At 63.7% G+C, this 16,119-nt stretch carries 13 protein-coding genes and 1 tRNA gene; 8 read left to right on the top strand and 6 right to left on the bottom strand.

Annotated features, from left to right (window positions below):
• The first annotated feature begins 129 nt into the window (after positions 1-129).
• Positions 130-777: a PilZ domain-containing protein gene (locus tag A3840_RS04255; protein WP_067452395.1), complete on the top strand. Its 648-nt coding sequence runs from the start codon at positions 130-132 to the stop codon at positions 775-777.
• Between the two features lie 127 nt (positions 778-904).
• Complete coding sequence (locus A3840_RS04250) at positions 905-1,564, top strand: hypothetical protein (RefSeq protein WP_131798245.1); 660 nt, start codon at positions 905-907, stop codon at positions 1,562-1,564.
• Between the two features lie 49 nt (positions 1,565-1,613).
• On the opposite strand, the gene glnA is transcribed toward A3840_RS04250, so the two are convergent.
• Together glnA and A3840_RS04240 are read right to left on the bottom strand one after the other, a co-directional pair.
• Positions 1,614-3,023: a type I glutamate--ammonia ligase gene (gene glnA / locus A3840_RS04245; protein ID WP_067452389.1), complete on the bottom strand. Its 1,410-nt coding sequence runs from the start codon at positions 3,021-3,023 to the stop codon at positions 1,614-1,616.
• A gap of 55 nt (positions 3,024-3,078) precedes the next feature.
• Positions 3,079-3,417: a P-II family nitrogen regulator gene (locus A3840_RS04240; RefSeq protein ID WP_067452386.1), complete on the bottom strand. Its 339-nt coding sequence runs from the start codon at positions 3,415-3,417 to the stop codon at positions 3,079-3,081.
• Positions 3,418-3,733: 316 nt separating this feature from the next.
• Here A3840_RS04240 and A3840_RS04235 point away from each other — a divergent pair.
• The 3 genes from A3840_RS04235 to A3840_RS04225 all read left to right on the top strand — a co-directional run bounded on the left by A3840_RS04235 (position 3,734) and on the right by A3840_RS04225 (position 6,577).
• A tRNA-Leu gene (locus A3840_RS04235) sits at positions 3,734-3,818 on the top strand.
• A gap of 47 nt (positions 3,819-3,865) precedes the next feature.
• On the top strand, positions 3,866-5,245 hold the full coding sequence (gene tig / locus A3840_RS04230; protein WP_067452383.1) for a trigger factor: 1,380 nt from the start codon (positions 3,866-3,868) through the stop codon (positions 5,243-5,245).
• Between the two features lie 162 nt (positions 5,246-5,407).
• On the top strand, positions 5,408-6,577 hold the full coding sequence (locus A3840_RS04225; RefSeq protein ID WP_067452380.1) for a GGDEF domain-containing protein: 1,170 nt from the start codon (positions 5,408-5,410) through the stop codon (positions 6,575-6,577).
• 177 nt (positions 6,578-6,754) lie between these two features.
• Here A3840_RS04225 and A3840_RS04220 read toward each other — a convergent pair whose 3' ends face one another.
• Together A3840_RS04220 and A3840_RS19590 are read right to left on the bottom strand one after the other, a co-directional pair.
• A complete protein-coding gene (locus tag A3840_RS04220; protein WP_067452377.1) occupies positions 6,755-8,266 on the bottom strand; it encodes an ABC-F family ATP-binding cassette domain-containing protein in 1,512 nt (503 codons plus the stop codon).
• A gap of 262 nt (positions 8,267-8,528) precedes the next feature.
• Complete coding sequence (locus tag A3840_RS19590; RefSeq protein ID WP_165603119.1) at positions 8,529-8,696, bottom strand: hypothetical protein; 168 nt, start codon at positions 8,694-8,696, stop codon at positions 8,529-8,531.
• 270 nt (positions 8,697-8,966) lie between these two features.
• On the opposite strand from A3840_RS19590, the gene parE reads away from it, so the two are divergent.
• The 3 genes from parE (at position 8,967) to A3840_RS04205 (ending at position 14,187) form a co-directional block, all read left to right on the top strand.
• Positions 8,967-10,985, top strand: coding sequence for a DNA topoisomerase IV subunit B (gene parE, locus A3840_RS04215; RefSeq protein WP_067452374.1), 2,019 nt, complete (start codon positions 8,967-8,969; stop codon positions 10,983-10,985).
• Between the two features lie 544 nt (positions 10,986-11,529).
• Positions 11,530-12,978, top strand: coding sequence for a DEAD/DEAH box helicase (locus A3840_RS04210; RefSeq protein ID WP_067452371.1), 1,449 nt, complete (start codon positions 11,530-11,532; stop codon positions 12,976-12,978).
• Positions 12,979-13,119: 141 nt separating this feature from the next.
• Complete coding sequence (locus A3840_RS04205; protein WP_131798244.1) at positions 13,120-14,187, top strand: GGDEF domain-containing protein; 1,068 nt, start codon at positions 13,120-13,122, stop codon at positions 14,185-14,187.
• 49 nt (positions 14,188-14,236) lie between these two features.
• On the opposite strand, the gene aroA is transcribed toward A3840_RS04205, so the two are convergent.
• Together aroA and A3840_RS04195 are read right to left on the bottom strand one after the other, a co-directional pair.
• Positions 14,237-15,514 (bottom strand): 3-phosphoshikimate 1-carboxyvinyltransferase, encoded by a 1,278-nt coding sequence (gene aroA / locus A3840_RS04200; protein WP_067452365.1) that lies wholly within the window; start codon positions 15,512-15,514, stop codon positions 14,237-14,239.
• Positions 15,515-15,722: 208 nt separating this feature from the next.
• A complete protein-coding gene (locus A3840_RS04195) occupies positions 15,723-16,103 on the bottom strand; it encodes a HesB/IscA family protein (protein ID WP_067452362.1) in 381 nt (126 codons plus the stop codon).
• Between the last annotated feature and the right edge of the window lie 16 nt (positions 16,104-16,119).

Genomic DNA, 16,119 nt, shown 5'->3' with positions numbered 1-16,119 from the left:
ATGGCGAAGATGCCGCCAATACAATTAGCAACAAATTCACGGATCTGACCTCATCTGTCTTCTCCTTGGGAATAGTCCGTAAGAGTCGCACCCAATATCGCGATTGGTGATCTATGGGAGAGGGCCCCCGTGTCACTATATGCCGCCACCGTCGATGACGGGCAGAAATCGAATTATCAATGGCACGACGTGCGGTTCATCGGCGCGCTGCCGGGGCGCTACGCCCTGCCCGATCGCCGCGCCACGCCGCAGGAAAAGCTGCCCGTCTATGCCTGCCGCCTCTGCTCGATCTCGACCCGCATGCTCGTCGCCATGGGTCCGGTGGTGGGGCGCGAGGGCGAAACCGTCTCCTGCCATTTCGATGAATTCGGGCTCCTGCATGGGCGGATAACCCGCCGGCTGGCCTCCGGTTTCGTCAGCAATATCATGCTGTCGGACGGCGACCGCGGCAAATTGGGCGCCAGGATCGAGTGGCACAAGAAGCATGTCAATGCGCAGGTCTTCGACAAGCGGGTGCACAAGCGGTTCATCCCCCGCGATCCGCGCAGCGTGCTGACCCTGGGCGATGGCAGCACCATTCCCTGCTTCGTCATCGACATGTCCCAATCCGGCGCGGCGATATCAGCCCATTTCTGGCCCGATATCGGCACGCCCATGGCGCTGGGCCGGCTGGTGGGGCGGGTCGTGCGCTATCTCGAAGTCGGGTTTGCCCTGCAATTCATCGAAATCCAGGATCCCGACCGGCTCGAAAAGCTGTTGCAGCCACCTTCCGAATGAGCGTTTTCGACCCGCTGCCACAATCGTCTGCAATCGGTTAGCACTTCCGATAAATTACGGTCCTTGCCCGCAAGGGCACGTTGACGCGGCTGGTTCATGCTGAGGGCATAGCCAGAGGAGGCCTGTCGTGTCCGCTGCTCCGGAACGCCCCAGTATCGCGCTGCATGGCATACGCACGGTGACCGGCCGCTATGTGATTGGCCAGCAGCAGAGCTATCCCGGCGTCAACCTGTTCGGTTGCCGCCTGCGCATGATTTCGAGCGACGCCTTCCGCGTCACCGCGGCAATCATTCCCGAACAGGGCGAAACGGTCGCGGCCAGTTTCGGGCCGCTGGGCAATCTCTCGGGGATCGTGGAGCGGCAATTGGAGGACGGCTTCCTGGTCGCCATCGAGCAGGACGATGCCGGTCGCGACAAGCTCAATGCCCGCATCACCGCGTTCAGCGAGCGGCTCTGGACCGGAGCGCTGGACCGCCGGGCCGACAGGCGCTTCATGCCGCGCAATCCGCGCACGGTCATATCGCGCCCCGATAATTGGTCCCAGCCCTGCCTGATCCTGGATTGCTCCACCGTCGGCGCGGCCGTTTCGGCCGCCTTCCTGCCGGCCATCGGCGAGGTGGTGACCATCGGCAAGGTGACCGCCGAAGTGGTGCGCCTGTTCGATGTCGGCTTCGCCATCCGCTTCTTCGAGCCGCAGGATGCCGACGAGATCGAAGCCCTGCTCGAGGCGCCCGACGAATGGAGCGCCATGGTCCGCCGCGCGTTTCCGGCCGGCGCCGGCGGCTAAAGAAAAGGGGCCCCGAAAGGCCCCCTCCCTCATGCGATGATCGATCCGCTCAGGCGGAATAGTACATTTCGTACTCGACCGGGTGCGGGGTGTGCTCGAACTTGATCACTTCCTGCATCTTGAGGTCGATATAGCTGTCGATGAAGTCGTCATCCATGACGCCGCCGACCTTGAGGAAGTCGCGGTCGGCCGAGAGGCTTTCCAGCGCTTCGCGGAGCGAGCCGGACACAGTCGGGATTTCCTTGAGCTCTTCCTTGGGCAGCTCGTAGAGGTCCTTGTCCATCGGATCGCCCGGATGGATCTTGTTCTTGATGCCGTCGAGGCCGGCCATCAGCAGCGCCGTGAAGGCGAGGTAGGGATTGGCCAGCGGATCGGGGAAGCGAACCTCGACGCGCTTGGACTTCGGCGACTGGCCGAAGGGAATGCGGCAGGACGCCGAGCGGTTGCGGGCCGAATAGGCCAGCAGCACGGGGGCTTCGAAGCCAGGCACCAGGCGCTTGTAGGAATTGGTGGTCGGGTTGGTGAAGGCGTTGATCGCCTTGGCATGCTTGATGACGCCGCCGATGTAATAGAGGCATTCCATCGACAGGCCGGCATATTGATCGCCGGCGAAGAGCGGCTTGCCGTCCTTCCAGATCGACTGGTGGCAATGCATGCCCGAACCGTTATCGCCGTAGACGGGCTTGGGCATGAAGGTCGCGGTCTTGCCATAGGCATTGGCGACCTGCTGGACGGCATATTTGTAGATCAGCACGTCGTCTGCCGACTGGATCATCGGCTTGAACTTGAGGCCGAGCTCGTGCTGGGCCGAGGCCACTTCGTGGTGATGCTTCTCGATGATGACGCCCATGGCGCCCATGGCCTCGAGCATCTCGCCGCGCATGTCCTGGGCGCTGTCCACCGGCGGGACCGGGAAATAGCCCTTCTTGAGGCCGATATGGTGGCCGTTATTGCCGCCTTCATATTCGGCGTCGTTATTGGTCGGCAGTTCCGAATGATCGACCGAGAACCCCACCTTGTAGGTGGTGTTGGAATAGCGGACGTCGTCGAAAATGAAGAATTCCGGCTCGGGCCCGAACACCACCGAGTCGCCGATGCCCGAGGACTTGACCAGGGCTTCGGCCTTCTTGGCGATGGAGCGCGGATCGCGGTTATAGGGCTGGTAGGTCGCGGGCTCGAGAATGTCGCAGTTCACGGCCAGGGTGGAGGCGGCGAAGAACGGGTCGAGATAGGCCGAGTTCGGATCGGGCATCAGCACCATGTCGGACTCGTTGATGGCCTTCCAGCCGGCGATGGAGGAACCGTCGAACATGACGCCTTCCTCGAACATGTCGGCGTCGACCACCGAAACGTCCATGGTGACATGCTGCAGCTTGCCGCGCAGGTCGGTGAAGCGCAGGTCGAGATACTTGATGTTCTCTTCCTTGAGCCGCTTTACGATATCGCTTCCGGTGGTCATTAGGTCTTCCCCTGTCTAATTCGGAATGCTGTTGCTGATGGTGCGGCGCCGGCGCCTAGAGCGCGTCGTCGCCGAATTCGCCCGTACGGATACGGATGGCCTGCTCGATGGAATAGACGAAAATCTTGCCATCACCGATGCGACCGGTTTGCGCGGCCACGCGGATCGCCTCGATCGCCTTTTCGGCCAGGTCGTCGGGGCAAACCACCTCGACCTTCACCTTGGGCAGGAAATCCACCACATATTCGGCGCCGCGATAGAGTTCGGTATGGCCCTTCTGGCGCCCAAATCCCTTGGCCTCGGTTACGGTGATGCCCTGCAGGCCAACTTCCTGCAGCGCTTCTTTGACTTCGTCGAGCTTGAACGGCTTTACGATAGCCTCGATTTTTTTCACTTACGCCTCCAATGGCCGTTTTCGGCAGTTACCGCCAAAGCGTATGCACGGGCTGTGCCACGCCATGCCAGAGCCAAAATTGCCTTGTAATCAAAAGAGTTAGAGAAAGTCATGCCAGAGGACGGGAAGACCAGTGGCAGGTCAGTTGCGCAAAAAATGTGCAATATGCCCACGTTCTGCGCAAGTCCCGTCCCTATCACCGGGGCGAATGGCGCGCAAATGGGCGGGCAGCCGCCACGAGCGGCGGAGAATGAAGCTTTGACTGGCTTTCACTCTTCATATAGATGCAACGCCAACCCGGCCGACGGGGGCCCTTGCGGGTGTGGCGGAACTGGTAGACGCACTGGATTTAGGTTCCAGCGCCGCAAGGCGTGGAGGTTCGAGTCCTCTCACCCGCACCACATGGCCTCGGCCTAACGAGATCAATCAATACGGGAATAAGACCCCAATGCAGGTTACCGAAACCCTCAATGAAGGCCTGAAGCGCAAGCTGAGCGTCACCATTCCGGCCGCAGACCTCAATTCGCGCCTGGACGCCAAGCTCGAAGAACTCAAGGGCCAGGCCAATATCAAGGGCTTCCGTCCCGGCAAGGTGCCGACCGCCCATCTCAAGAAGGTCTATGGCCGCTCCGCCATGTCCGAAGTGATGACCGACGCGATCAACGCCACGGTCTCCGACACGCTGGACGAGCGCAAGGAACGCGCCGCCGCCCAGCCGAAGGTCGACCTGCCCCAGGACCAGACCGTCATCAACGACGTGCTGGACGGCAAGTCGGACCTCGCCTTCGAAGTCGAATATGAAGTCCTGCCGCCGGTCACCCTGATGGACATCAAGGGCGTCAAGATCGAAAAGCCGGTCGTGGACATCACCGAAGCCGAAGTCGACGCCGAAGTGACCCGCGTGTTCAACCAGAATCGCGGCTATACCGACAAGGGCGACGACGCCGTTGTCGAAAACGGCGACCGCCTGGGCCTTTCCTTCGTCGGCAAGATCGACGGCGTGGAATTCGAGGGCGGCAAGTCCGACCACGCGCACCTGACCGTGGGCTCGGGCGAATTCATCCCCGGCTTCGAAGAGCAGCTCGTCGGCATGAAGAAGGACGAGACCCGGACGATCTCGGTCACCTTCCCCACCGACTACCAGAACAAGGATCTGGCCGGCAAAGCCGCCGAATTCGACGTCACCATCCTGCATGTCGATGGTCCGAACCAGGGCGAGCTGGACGACGATTTCGCCAAGCGCCTGGGCCTCGAAGACGTCGCCGCCCTGCGCAAGGCCGTGCGCGAGCAGATGGAAAGCGCTCTCGCTTCCATGGGCCGCCAACACATGAAGCGCCAGGTGCTCGACGCGCTGGACGACGGCCACAAGTTCGACGTGCCGGCCCAGCTGGTCGATGCCGAATTCAACACGATCTGGCAGCGCGTCGAACACGAAGTGCAGAGCCATGGCCGCTCCTTCGAGGACGAAGGCACGACCGAGGAAGAAGCCAAGGAACAGTACAAGCGCATCGCTGAACGCCGCGTGCGCCTGGGCCTGGTGGTCGCCGAAATCGGCAATGTCAACGAAGTGCAGGTGACCGATGAGGAACACCAGCAGGCGCTGATCGCCGAAGTCCGCCGCTTCCCCGGCCAGGAACAGCAGGTCTACGATTATTATCGCAAGAACCCGCAAGCCCTCGCCAGCCTGCGCGCCCCGATCTTCGAGAACAAGGTGGTGGACCACATCATCGAACTCGGCGACATCACCGACAAGAAGGTGACCCGCGACGAACTCGCCAAGCTGATCGAGGCCGGCGAGGAAGATGTTCCCGAGGAACATCACCACTAAGCTTTCGCAGGGGTCGCCTGCATCGCAAGAAGGCCGCCTCCGGGCGGCCTTCTTTTTCGTCTGGACGGCAATGACTTCCGGCCGTTTCGCGGGGCGATTAACCCAGGATTATGGGAATATCCCTAGCATCTGCCCGCAGACGGGTGCGCGAGCGTTTCAGGGATGCCGGGTCAGATTTACTTTTCGCTTCTCAACCCGGCTATCGCCGCCACCTTCGCGGTGATGTTCCTGCTGCTCTGGCGGCGCTGGCCCTGGCAGCGCCACCTGGCCCTGCTCGCTCTGGCCTTTGCGCTGGGGGCACTGGGCTTCGTTCTCGTCGATCTCACCCCGCTCGAAAACGAGACCGCCAATCGCCTGGTCAGCAATGGCGTCTTCGTGGTGGGGGTGCTGGCGTTCTGCTGCGCCGCCCTGCAGCGGATCGAGGTCGCGCTGCCCTGGCGCGCCTTCGCCGCCATTCTTGTCGTCGGTTTCGGCCTCTACGGCTGGTTTCTCTTCGTCGATCCCTCGCTCAATGCCCGTATCCTGGTGGTCGGATTGATCCTGGCTGGAATCACTGGCGCCGCCGTGCAGAAATTGCTGGCAAAGCGTCCCCTTTCCACGGCCGACCGGCTGCTGCTCATCGCCGCCCTGCTCAGCATCGTGCTGGCGCTGCTGCGGCCCGCCCTGGCACTGACCGGCGTGCTGCAAACGGCGGACGGCCCTTCTTACCAGCAATCCTCCTATTGGCTGACGATCCAGGCCTTCACGCCCATCCTGCTCGGTACCATCGCGCTGCTGTTCCTGGCCGCCATGGGTCTCGACATCTTCGAGCGGCTCGGCAAAGAGGCGAACCACGATTACCTGACGGGCCTGCTGAACCGGCGCGGCTTCGAGGCGGCCATCAATCCGGTTCTCGACAGGGCCGGCGACGGCGCCGCCGCGCTGCTGGTGGCCGATATCGACAATTTCAAGCGCATCAACGACACCTATGGCCACAAGACCGGCGACCAGGTGATCGCGGCGGTGGCGCATGTCCTCGCCCGCCACAGCGATGGCGGGCCCGCTGCGCGCATCGGCGGGGAGGAATTCGCGCTGTTGCTCGCCGGCGGTGACATTGCCCGCCTGCAGGAGCAGGCCGAAGCCATCCGTACGGCCATGCGCGAACTGGCGATAGCCGGCCTGCCGCCAGGCCAGAGCCTGACGCTCAGCATCGGCCTGCACCAGCGTGGCGCGGGCGAAACGCTCTCGGACATGCTGGTCGAGGCCGACCGCGCCCTCTACCGCGCCAAGGCGGCCGGCAAGGACCAGGCGGTGCTGTCGCCGCCCCACGTGCGCCCGGCCCGGTCGGCTTAGAACGGTTCCCCCAGAAGGCCATGGTGGGCCTGTCGTCACCCTCGGGCTTGACCCGAGGGTGACGCTCTGTGCGTGGGGCAGTTTCAGGAGCAAATGAAAGCCAAGGGGCGCGAGCGGGAATATTGGCGCGGCTGCGGAGAGAGCGGCCGGCTCGGACGTGACACACCCCTTAGCCCCCTACCCCGCCATATCCGCCAGGAATTGCTCGGGGCCGTCGACTTCCTTCAGCCGCCTGCCTTCGATCAGCAGGAAACGGGTGCCGATGGCGCGGAGGAAGGCGCGATCATGGGTGACGAGGATGGTCGTCGCCCCCTGCTCCCGGATATCGGTCTCCAATTGCTCCTGGCCCGGAATGTCGAGGTGATTGGTGGGCTCGTCCAGCAGGTAGAAATTAGGCCTGGCCAGCCGCAGCGCCAGGAGCGCCAACCGCGCCCGCTGACCGAGCGACAGCATGCGGATCGGCTTGCCCTGACGATCGGGCGGGAAGCCGGCGCCCGCCAGCAGGGCGATGGTGCGCCGGTCGCCTTCGTCGAAGCGATGCAACAGGTAATCGAGCGGTGACGGATCGAGCGGCAGCCAGCCCAGGGCCTGGTCGAGATAGCCCGGCGCCAATTGCGGGCTGAGCCGCATGCCGGCCGGCACCTTGCCATCGAGCGCCTCGGTGACCAGCCGCATGAATTGCGACTTGCCGGTGCCGTTGCGGCCGAGCAGCACGATGCGGTCGCCCTGGAAGACATGCAGTTTCTCGATGGTGAAGAGCTGGCGGTCGTCGGGCGTGGTCACCGGCACGTTCTCGAAGGCCAGCATGACGCGGGCCTCGGCGCCGCTATTGCCCAGCTTGACCAGGCCCGTGCGGTCACGGTGGACCTCCTGCACCCGGGTTTCGATCTTCTCGGCCCGGTCTCGCAATTGCCGGGACTTGACGGTGAGCAGGTCGGAGCCGGAATTGATGCCGATATTGGTGAGCTTGGCCGCCTGCTTGCGCAATTGCGCCGCCTGCTTGAGATCGCGCTCGCGCTGGGCCTCGGCGGCGGCATCGACCTGGTCGAGCTCGGCCCGGGCCGCGGAATAGGGCAAGGGCAGATAGACCTGTTCGCTGGGGCGCAGGAACAGGGTGCGGTTGGTGCTGGCATCGAGAAAGGCGCGATCATGGCTGGCGATGATTACGGGCAGGTTTTTCGCCGCATAGCCCAGCCATTGCTCCAGCATGCCGATGCGGCCCAGATCGAGATGGTTGGTCGGCTCGTCCATCAACAGCGCATCGGGCTGGGTGACCCAGGCCTGCGCCAGCAGCGCCATGCGCTGCCAGCCGCCGCTGAGCTGGCCGAGCGGCTTGTGGCGGAATTCCTCGGGAATGGAAAATTCCTCCATCACCACGTCGACCCGCCAGCTCTCGCTGTCCAGCGTCGCCGCATCGAGCGCCCCGGCGACGAATTGCATCGGCGTCTGGCCGAGCGCGGCTTCGGGCACGTCCTGGGGCACATAGCCGATGGCAAGGCCGCGCGAGCGCGTGACCTCCCCCTCGCTGAGCTCGCTCAGGCCGGCCATGGCCCGCAGCAGCGTGGTCTTGCCGCGGCCATTGGGGGCGACGAGGCCCACGCGGTCGCCCTCGCCGACGACGAGATTGAGATTGGAGAACAGAAGATCGCCGGCGCGGTGGCCGGCATTGCGGAGGCTGATCATGCCCATGAATTCAACTCACTGGATCGGCGCACAGCGCCATTGCCATCAAACCGGCACGCTCGAAGCAGCGCGCCATGACGGGCAAACCAGAGGTTTGGAAACTTGCGGGAAGCGTCCGGACCAGCCTGGTCAGCCCTGCAGCGAAAACCGCAGGGCATGAACGGGTCCGCGCTGACGATGCGTATGAAAACCAGTCATGCAGCCCTCCCGTCTCAGGTGTTGGTCGATGCGCATAGCTAACCGCCTTGCGGCGGCAAGGCAAGAGCGATCATGCGAGATAGAAAAACAGGCTCGCGCCGAGCAAGGCGCCCAGACGCGACACGCGGAAATTGGCCAGCCGGTACGCAATACTCAATCCGGCGATCGGCCAATGTCCGGGCGTGTCCGAACCGGAACTGGCCCCTCGATACGCAATACTGGGCAGTTCGGTCCGCATACGGCAACTCCAGACAAACCGTATGTGTATTCTTCTAGCAGCGCGTGCTTAAGAAAGTGCTTTCAAAGAGCAAACGAGCGGTAAACCGGACGGCTTATCTTGGGACGCAAAGTGTATCGATCCGGCAAGGGCGTTCCGCACCCGTTCACCTTGACGGCCATCATACCGCCTCACCTGTGGGCAATTGCCTCTCGCGCCGGACCCGCGGAAAAGGCTGGGATATGCTAGAAATCAGCCCGGCCCGATTCGGGTAGCAAAGATGGAACGTGCATGTCTCAGGATCTCTTCGGTGGCGCCGCGCCCCAGCAGGACGAACCCAAGCAGGAAGCGCCGGTCAAGCCGGTGCCGCGCAGCGTCGCGCCTGCCCCGGACGCCTATGGCGCGGCCGATATCGAGGTGCTGGAAGGACTTGAGCCGGTGCGCCGCCGGCCCGGCATGTATATCGGCGGCACCGACATCAATGCCTATCACCACCTCTTCGCCGAGGTGATCGACAATTCCATGGACGAGGCCATTGCCGGCCACGCCACGCGGATCGAGGTGCATCTGGGCGCCGACGGATACATTACGGTTACCGATAATGGCCGTGGCATCCCGGTCGAGAAGCATCCGAAATTCCCCAATCGCTCGACGCTGGAAATCGTGCACACCGTGCTCCATGCCGGCGGCAAGTTCGATTCCAAGGCTTACGAGACCTCGGGCGGCCTGCATGGCGTGGGCGTATCGGTGGTCAATGCGCTCTCGGACGACATGGTGGTGGAGGTCGCGCGCGACCAGCAGCTCTACCGCATCACCTTCAGCCGCGGCAAAGTGGTGGAGGACGTGGTCAATGTCGGCCGGGTGCAGAACCGGCGCGGCACCTCCACCCGCTTCCACCCCGATCCGCAGATCTTCGGCCCCACGGCCCATTTCTCGGCGGGCCGCATCTTCCGCATGACGCGGGCCAAGGCCTATCTGTTCGGCGGGGTCGAGCTGCGCTGGAGCTGCGACGAAAGCCTGGCCAATGACGAAGTGCCGGCCAAGGCGGTGTTTCATTATCCCGATGGCCTCAAGGATTTCATGGCGGCGCGCATCGAGGGCGAAACGCGCATCACCGACGATATCTTCGCCGGCCGCAGCGGGCGGCCCGGCAGCCACGGCTCGGTGGAATGGGCCATTGCCTGGACCCTGGGCGATGGCGGCGTGCAATCCTATTGCAATACCGTGCCGACGCCCGATGGCGGCACCCACGAATCCGGCATGCGCCTGGCGCTGCTGCGCGGCCTCAAGAACTATGCCGAGCTGACCAAGAACAAGGGCGCCGCGAACCTGACCGCCGAGGACGTTCTGACCTCCTGCTCGGTCATGCTCTCGGTCTTCGTGCGCGAGCCGGAATTCGTCGGCCAGACCAAGGACAAGCTGGCCTCAGGCGAAGCCACCCGTATCGTCGACAATGCCCTGCGCGACGCCTTCGACCATTGGCTGGCCGCCTCGCCCAACCAGGCCGGCAAGCTGCTGGACTGGGCCGTGGAACGCGCCGAGGAGCGCCTGCGCCGCCGCAAGGAAAAGGAAATCGACCGGGCCAGCGCGACGCGAAAACTGCGCCTGCCCGGCAAGCTGGCCGATTGTACCCAGAACGCCGCCCAGGGCGCCGAACTCTTCATCGTGGAAGGCGACTCGGCCGGCGGCTCGGCCAAGCAGGCGCGCAATCGCGCCAATCAGGCCGTGCTGCCGCTACGCGGCAAAATCCTGAACGTGGCGGGCGCCAGCCGCGACAAGCTCGCGGCCAACCAGCTCATCGCCGACATGATCCAGGCGCTGGGTTGCGGCACCCGCGACCGCTATGTCGAAGAAGACCTGCGCTACGACAAGATCATCATCATGACTGACGCCGACGTGGACGGCGCCCATATCGCTTCGCTGCTGATCACCTTCTTCTTCCAGGAAATGCCGCGGCTGATCGAAAACGGTCACCTCTATCTCGCCATGCCCCCGCTCTATCGCATCAGCCAGGGCGGCAAGACGCTCTATGCCCGCGACGACGCGCACAAGAACGAGCTGATGGAGACCGAGTTCAACGGCAAGGGCAAGGCCGACATCACCCGCTTCAAGGGCCTGGGCGAAATGCCCTTCGCGCATCTGCGCGAAACCACCATGTCGCCCAAGACCCGCACCCTATTGCAGGTGAAGGTGCTGGACGACAGGGACGCCACCAAGACGACGGTGGACCGCCTGATGGGCACCAAGCCCGAGGCGCGGTTCGAATTCATCCAGGAAAATGCCGCGTTTGTGACGGACTTGGATATTTAACGCCCTAGCGGGGTGATGCCCAGGCAAATGCCGGGCTTACACCTCCCCTTTGACGGGAGTGTTCCCTTTGGACGCTTTCCTCACCCACGGCGTCATTCCCGCGAAAGCGGGAACCTCTGTTTGCGACCACTATATCGGTAACGCCGCTTTCGCGGGGATGACATCGTGAAATTCACGGACTGGTGCGCCATAGGTAAACACTCCGCCGTTTTACGGGGAGGCAGGGCGGTGCCGCTAACCTTAAAGCGGCCAAAATCATTGACAGCCGGGGCCTTTGCGTTATGGTCCGCGCCGCCGGTAGAGTACCAGTGCGCGCAGGCTTGTTGCCGTCGCAGCGCCTGGGTAGCCGGCGGGGGCGCCGCCTGCCACTGGCAGGCCGACGTCGCCCGAGCCGCGGGTGCTGAGGAATTCGTTGATTGGTTGGCACCCACCCAGGAGCCGTTCCGCCAGGATGGCGCCTGTCGACCTTCAATGACCGGTCGCGCGACCCTGGCAATCCTGCCGGGGGCGACGCCGGACAGCATCCTTGAGTGGAACGACCGACTTGACCGACACTTTCTCCGGACTGGGCCTCTCCAGCAAGGTTACCGATGCGGTGACCGCTGCAGGCTATACCAAGCCAACCGAAATCCAGGCCCAGGCCATACCGCACCTTCTCGAGAAGAAGGACCTGATCGGCATTGCCCAGACCGGCACCGGCAAGACGGCGAGCTTCGTGCTGCCCATGCTGACCCTGCTGGAAGCCGGCCGTGCCCGCGCCCGCATGCCGCGCACCCTCATTCTCGAGCCGACGCGCGAACTGGCCGCCCAGGTTGCCGAGAATTTCGAGAAATACGGCAAGAACCATCGCCTCTCCATGGCGCTGATCATCGGCGGCGTCTCGTTCGAGGACCAGAACAAGAAGCTCGATCGCGGCGTCGACGTGCTGATTGCCACGCCCGGCCGCCTGCTCGACCAGTTCGATCGCGGCAAAATCCTGCTGACCGGGGTGGAAATCCTCGTCATCGACGAAGCCGACCGCATGCTCGACATGGGCTTTATCGACGATATCGAGAAAATCTGCTCGCGCCTGCCGCCGCGCCGCCAGACCATGCTGTTCTCGGCGACGATGGATCCGCAGATCGAACGGCTGACCAAGCGCTTCCTCAAGGACCCGGTGCATGTCCAGGTCTCGCGCACGGCCTCGACCGCCGACACCATCGACCAGAAGCTGGTCAGGGTTTCGTCCAAGCCGGACGAGAAGCGCGCGGCGCTGCGCGAGCGGATCGATGCTTCCGAGGGGCTGACCAACGCCATCATCTTCTGCAATCGCAAGCGGGACGTGGCCACCCTGGCCCGCTCGCTGCAACGGCACGGCTATTCCGCCGGCGCGCTGCACGGCGACATGGACCAGAAGAGCCGCATGGAAACGCTGGATGCCTTCAAGACCAACAAGCTGACGCTTCTCGTCGCCAGCGACGTCGCGGCGCGGGGCCTCGATATTCCGGCCGTGAGCCATGTGTTCAATTTCGACGTCCCGGTGCATGCCGAGGATTATGTGCACCGCATCGGCCGGACCGGCCGCGCCGGCCGCAAGGGCGTGGCCTATACCTTTGTGGCGCCCGCCGACAGCAAGCATCTCGACGCCATCCTCAAGCTGATCCAGAAGCCGATCGACTGGCTGGACGAGGCCCGGGCGAGCGCGAAAGCCGGCAACGAGGATGACGCCGAAGCCGGAAGCAAGGTCAAGCGGCCATCCCGCCGGCGCAAGCTGGCGCCCGCCGCCGAAGTGGCCGAAAGCGCTCCCGCCGCCGAGCCCAAGGCCGAAAAGCCCAATAGCCGCAGCAAGGCGAAAGAGGACGTGACGGCCGAAACCCGCCCGCAGCCGGAGCCGCAATCGCGCCGCCGGGGCAAGAAGGTGGAAGACGTCGCCGAGGACGGGCCCGATGCCGGACCGTTCGGCTCGGCCGGCCCGATCCCTGCATTCCTGTTGCGCCCGACGCGAACTACTTGATCCGGTAATATATTCGGCACCGAACTATCGAATCTCGGCAAGTTGTGGTTGAGTTCACCAAACGACAACGGCGATATAGCGTCGAAATCGATGCTAAATTATCTTGCCGGGGGGGCAGCGCAACGGAGCGCGGGGTGAGCAGTGTCGGACCAGGAATTCATGCGGGCGCTTGGCTATGCCAATGCGGCATTCGATCTGCTCAAGCGGAGCGCGATTCCGCCTTATCCTCAATTCTATGAGCTGCTCTATACTTATGCGACCGGCGTAAATCCTTCGCTCAACAATCGCATCAATGCCATTTTCCGCAGCGGCATTTCGCCCTCAAGCGACCTGGCCGAAGCGCTTTACAATGAATTCCTCAAGTCGGACATGAACGATCGCATGTCCAGCGTGTCCGAGCGCATGCATGCGCGCATCGAATCGGTGCACGAGGCCATCGACGCGGCCATGACCACGGCCAATGCCTATTCCGGCTCGCTGCAATCGGCCGCCGGCGACCTGGAACGCGATCTGGGCGGCCCGGCGATGAAGGCGCTGGCCACCCGCCTGCTGACGGAAACCCGGCGCATGCAGGACACCAATCGGGAGCTGGAGCGCAAGCTCGAGGCATCGCGGGACGACATCACGGCGCTGCAGCGCGACCTGGATGACGTGCGGCGCGAATCCATGCTCGATCCGCTGACCAAGATCGCCAACCGCAAGAGCTTCGACGAAGGCCTGGCCGACGCGATTGCCGAAGCCAGGCGCGACGGCACTCCGCTCTGCCTGATGCTGGTCGATATCGACCATTTCAAGAGCTTCAACGACACCTATGGCCACCAGACCGGCGACCAGGTGCTGCGGCTGGTCGCCATGACGCTCAAGTCCAATATCAAGGGCAAGGACCTGGCGGCGCGCTATGGCGGCGAGGAATTCGTGGCGGTCCTGCCCTCCACCGACCTCAAGGGCGCGATCATCGTGGCCGAGAATATCCGCAAGGCCATCCAGGCCAAGGAATTGCTCAAGCGCTCGACCAATGAAAAGCTGGGCCGCATCACCGCGTCGTTCGGCGTGGCCAGCTTCAAGCCGACGGACAATGCCACTGCGCTGATCGAGCGCGCGGATCAATGCCTCTATGCCGCCAAACATGCCGGCCGCAACCGGGTGGTGAGCGAAGCGGAATTGATCGAGATCGCAGAGGTTTCGGACAAGGACGTGTCGGCCGCCTGAGGATCACGGGCGATCATGTCGTTACTGAGCCCGGCGCTGGATTGCCGCCTCAGTTGCCGGCGGTGAGTTCCACGCCCAGGCCTTTCAGCATCTCCCAGTAATCGGGATAGGTCTTGCCGGTACAGGCGGGGTCCAGAATGGTGATTCCGCCGATCCTGAGGCCCGCCAGGGCGAAGCTCATGGCGATGCGGTGATCGTGATAGGTCTCGATGCGGCTTGTGACATTGCGCTGCGCCGCCTGCATCAGCCCCGGATCGGCATGCACGATCAGATCATCGCCATCCTCGACGGCGAGGCCCGGCCGGATGCGGTTGAGCTCATTGGCGACGGCGCGAATACGGTCGGTTTCCTTGACGCGCAGATTGGCGATGCCGACGAAGCGGACCGGGCGATTGTTGAAGGCCGCAATGACGGCCATTGTCGGCACGGCGTCCTGCATCTGCGAGCCATCGATGATTTCCGGCATGTTCGGAAAGCTGGCGATAACCGCCTGCGCGGCGGCGTCGGGCTGGGTGAAGGCATCGGCGGCCACACCCAGGTCGATCCGGCCACCGGTCAGCGCCTCGATGCCCCAGAGATAGGTCGCGGCGGAGGCATCGGGCTCGATGTGAAAATCCGTGGCTTTGTAGCCGGTGGGCTGGACCAGCCAGGTCCCGTCATCCCGGGCCTCCACCTGGGCGCCGAAAGCGCGCATGGCGGCGAGGGTGAGATCGACATAGCCGCGCGCGCCGATCTCCTTGCCAGTCAGGGCCACCTCGATGGGACCATCGCCAAAGGGCGCCGCCATGAGCAGGGCCGAGACATATTGGCTGGACAGCGAGGCATCGATCTCGACCCGCCCTGCCCCGAAACTGCCCGTGCCACGGATGGTAACCGGCGGGCAGCCGGTCGGGCAATCGGCGTCGATGCCGAGCGATTTGAGAGCGTCGACCAGCGGCAGGATCGGACGCAGCCGCATATCCTCATCGCCATCGACCACGACGATGCCGTCGATGGTGGCAACGGCGGCGGTGAGGAAGCGCGTGGCCGTGCCGGCATTGCCGAGAAACAGCGGCGCGGAGGGCGCGGCAAGCTTGCCGGTGCCGGTGACGCGGAAGCTGGTGGCGTCAGGCTCTTCGATAATCACGCCCATCTCGGTCAAGGCGCGCGCCATCAGCACCGTGTCCTTGCTCTTGAGCGCGCCGGTCAGGTGGCTGGTTCCCTCGGCCAGGGCGGCGAGCAGCAGCGCCCGATTGGTGATCGACTTGCTGCCCGGCGGCGAGACACGGCCGGTCAGCGGGCGATTGGGCGGGGTGATGGCATAGGCGGGGGGAAGAGCGTTCGGCATGATGGGGGTATGCCTCAGCCAATGGCTCTGTGCAACGAGTAGTTGTCGAACCGAGCGTCCCGTGTTCGTCACCGCCGGGCTTGTCCCGGTGGTCCATACTTGCGGAGAGATGGATTGCCCGGACAAGCCGGGCAATGACGATGGAGAGGAGAGCCCTGCGGTGTGTTTACGCTGACTGCCTAGATGAGAGCGCCAACGTTGCCGATCCTCAGGCCCCTGCCCGCGCCTCGGCCAATGCCTTCAGGTCGGCAGGCGCCAGGGTGACGCTTTCGCCGCAGCCGCAGGCGCCGGTCTGGTTCGGGTTCTTGAAGGTGAAGCTGGAGCCGAGCTTGGATTGCTCGAAATCCATCACCGTGCCGAGAAGGTACATGGTCGCCTTGGGATCGACCCAGACATTGACGCCCTTGTCCTCGACATGATCGTCGCCGGCGATGGGCGCTTCGACATAGTCCATCGTGTAGGACACACCCGCGCAGCCGGCATTCTTGATGCCGACCCGAAGCCCCATGACGGGCTTTTCGGAATCCTCGATGATCTCGGTGATGCGCTCGGCAGCAGCATCGGACAGCGACATGATCTTGAAGGGCATGGGTCAGGCGACCTTT

Origin of the sequence: Devosia elaeis (assembly GCF_001650025.1) — a bacterium.
In the GTDB taxonomy this organism is placed as follows: Bacteria; Pseudomonadota; Alphaproteobacteria; order Rhizobiales; family Devosiaceae; genus Devosia; species Devosia elaeis.
This window is presented reverse-complemented; position numbering and strand designations above follow the sequence as displayed.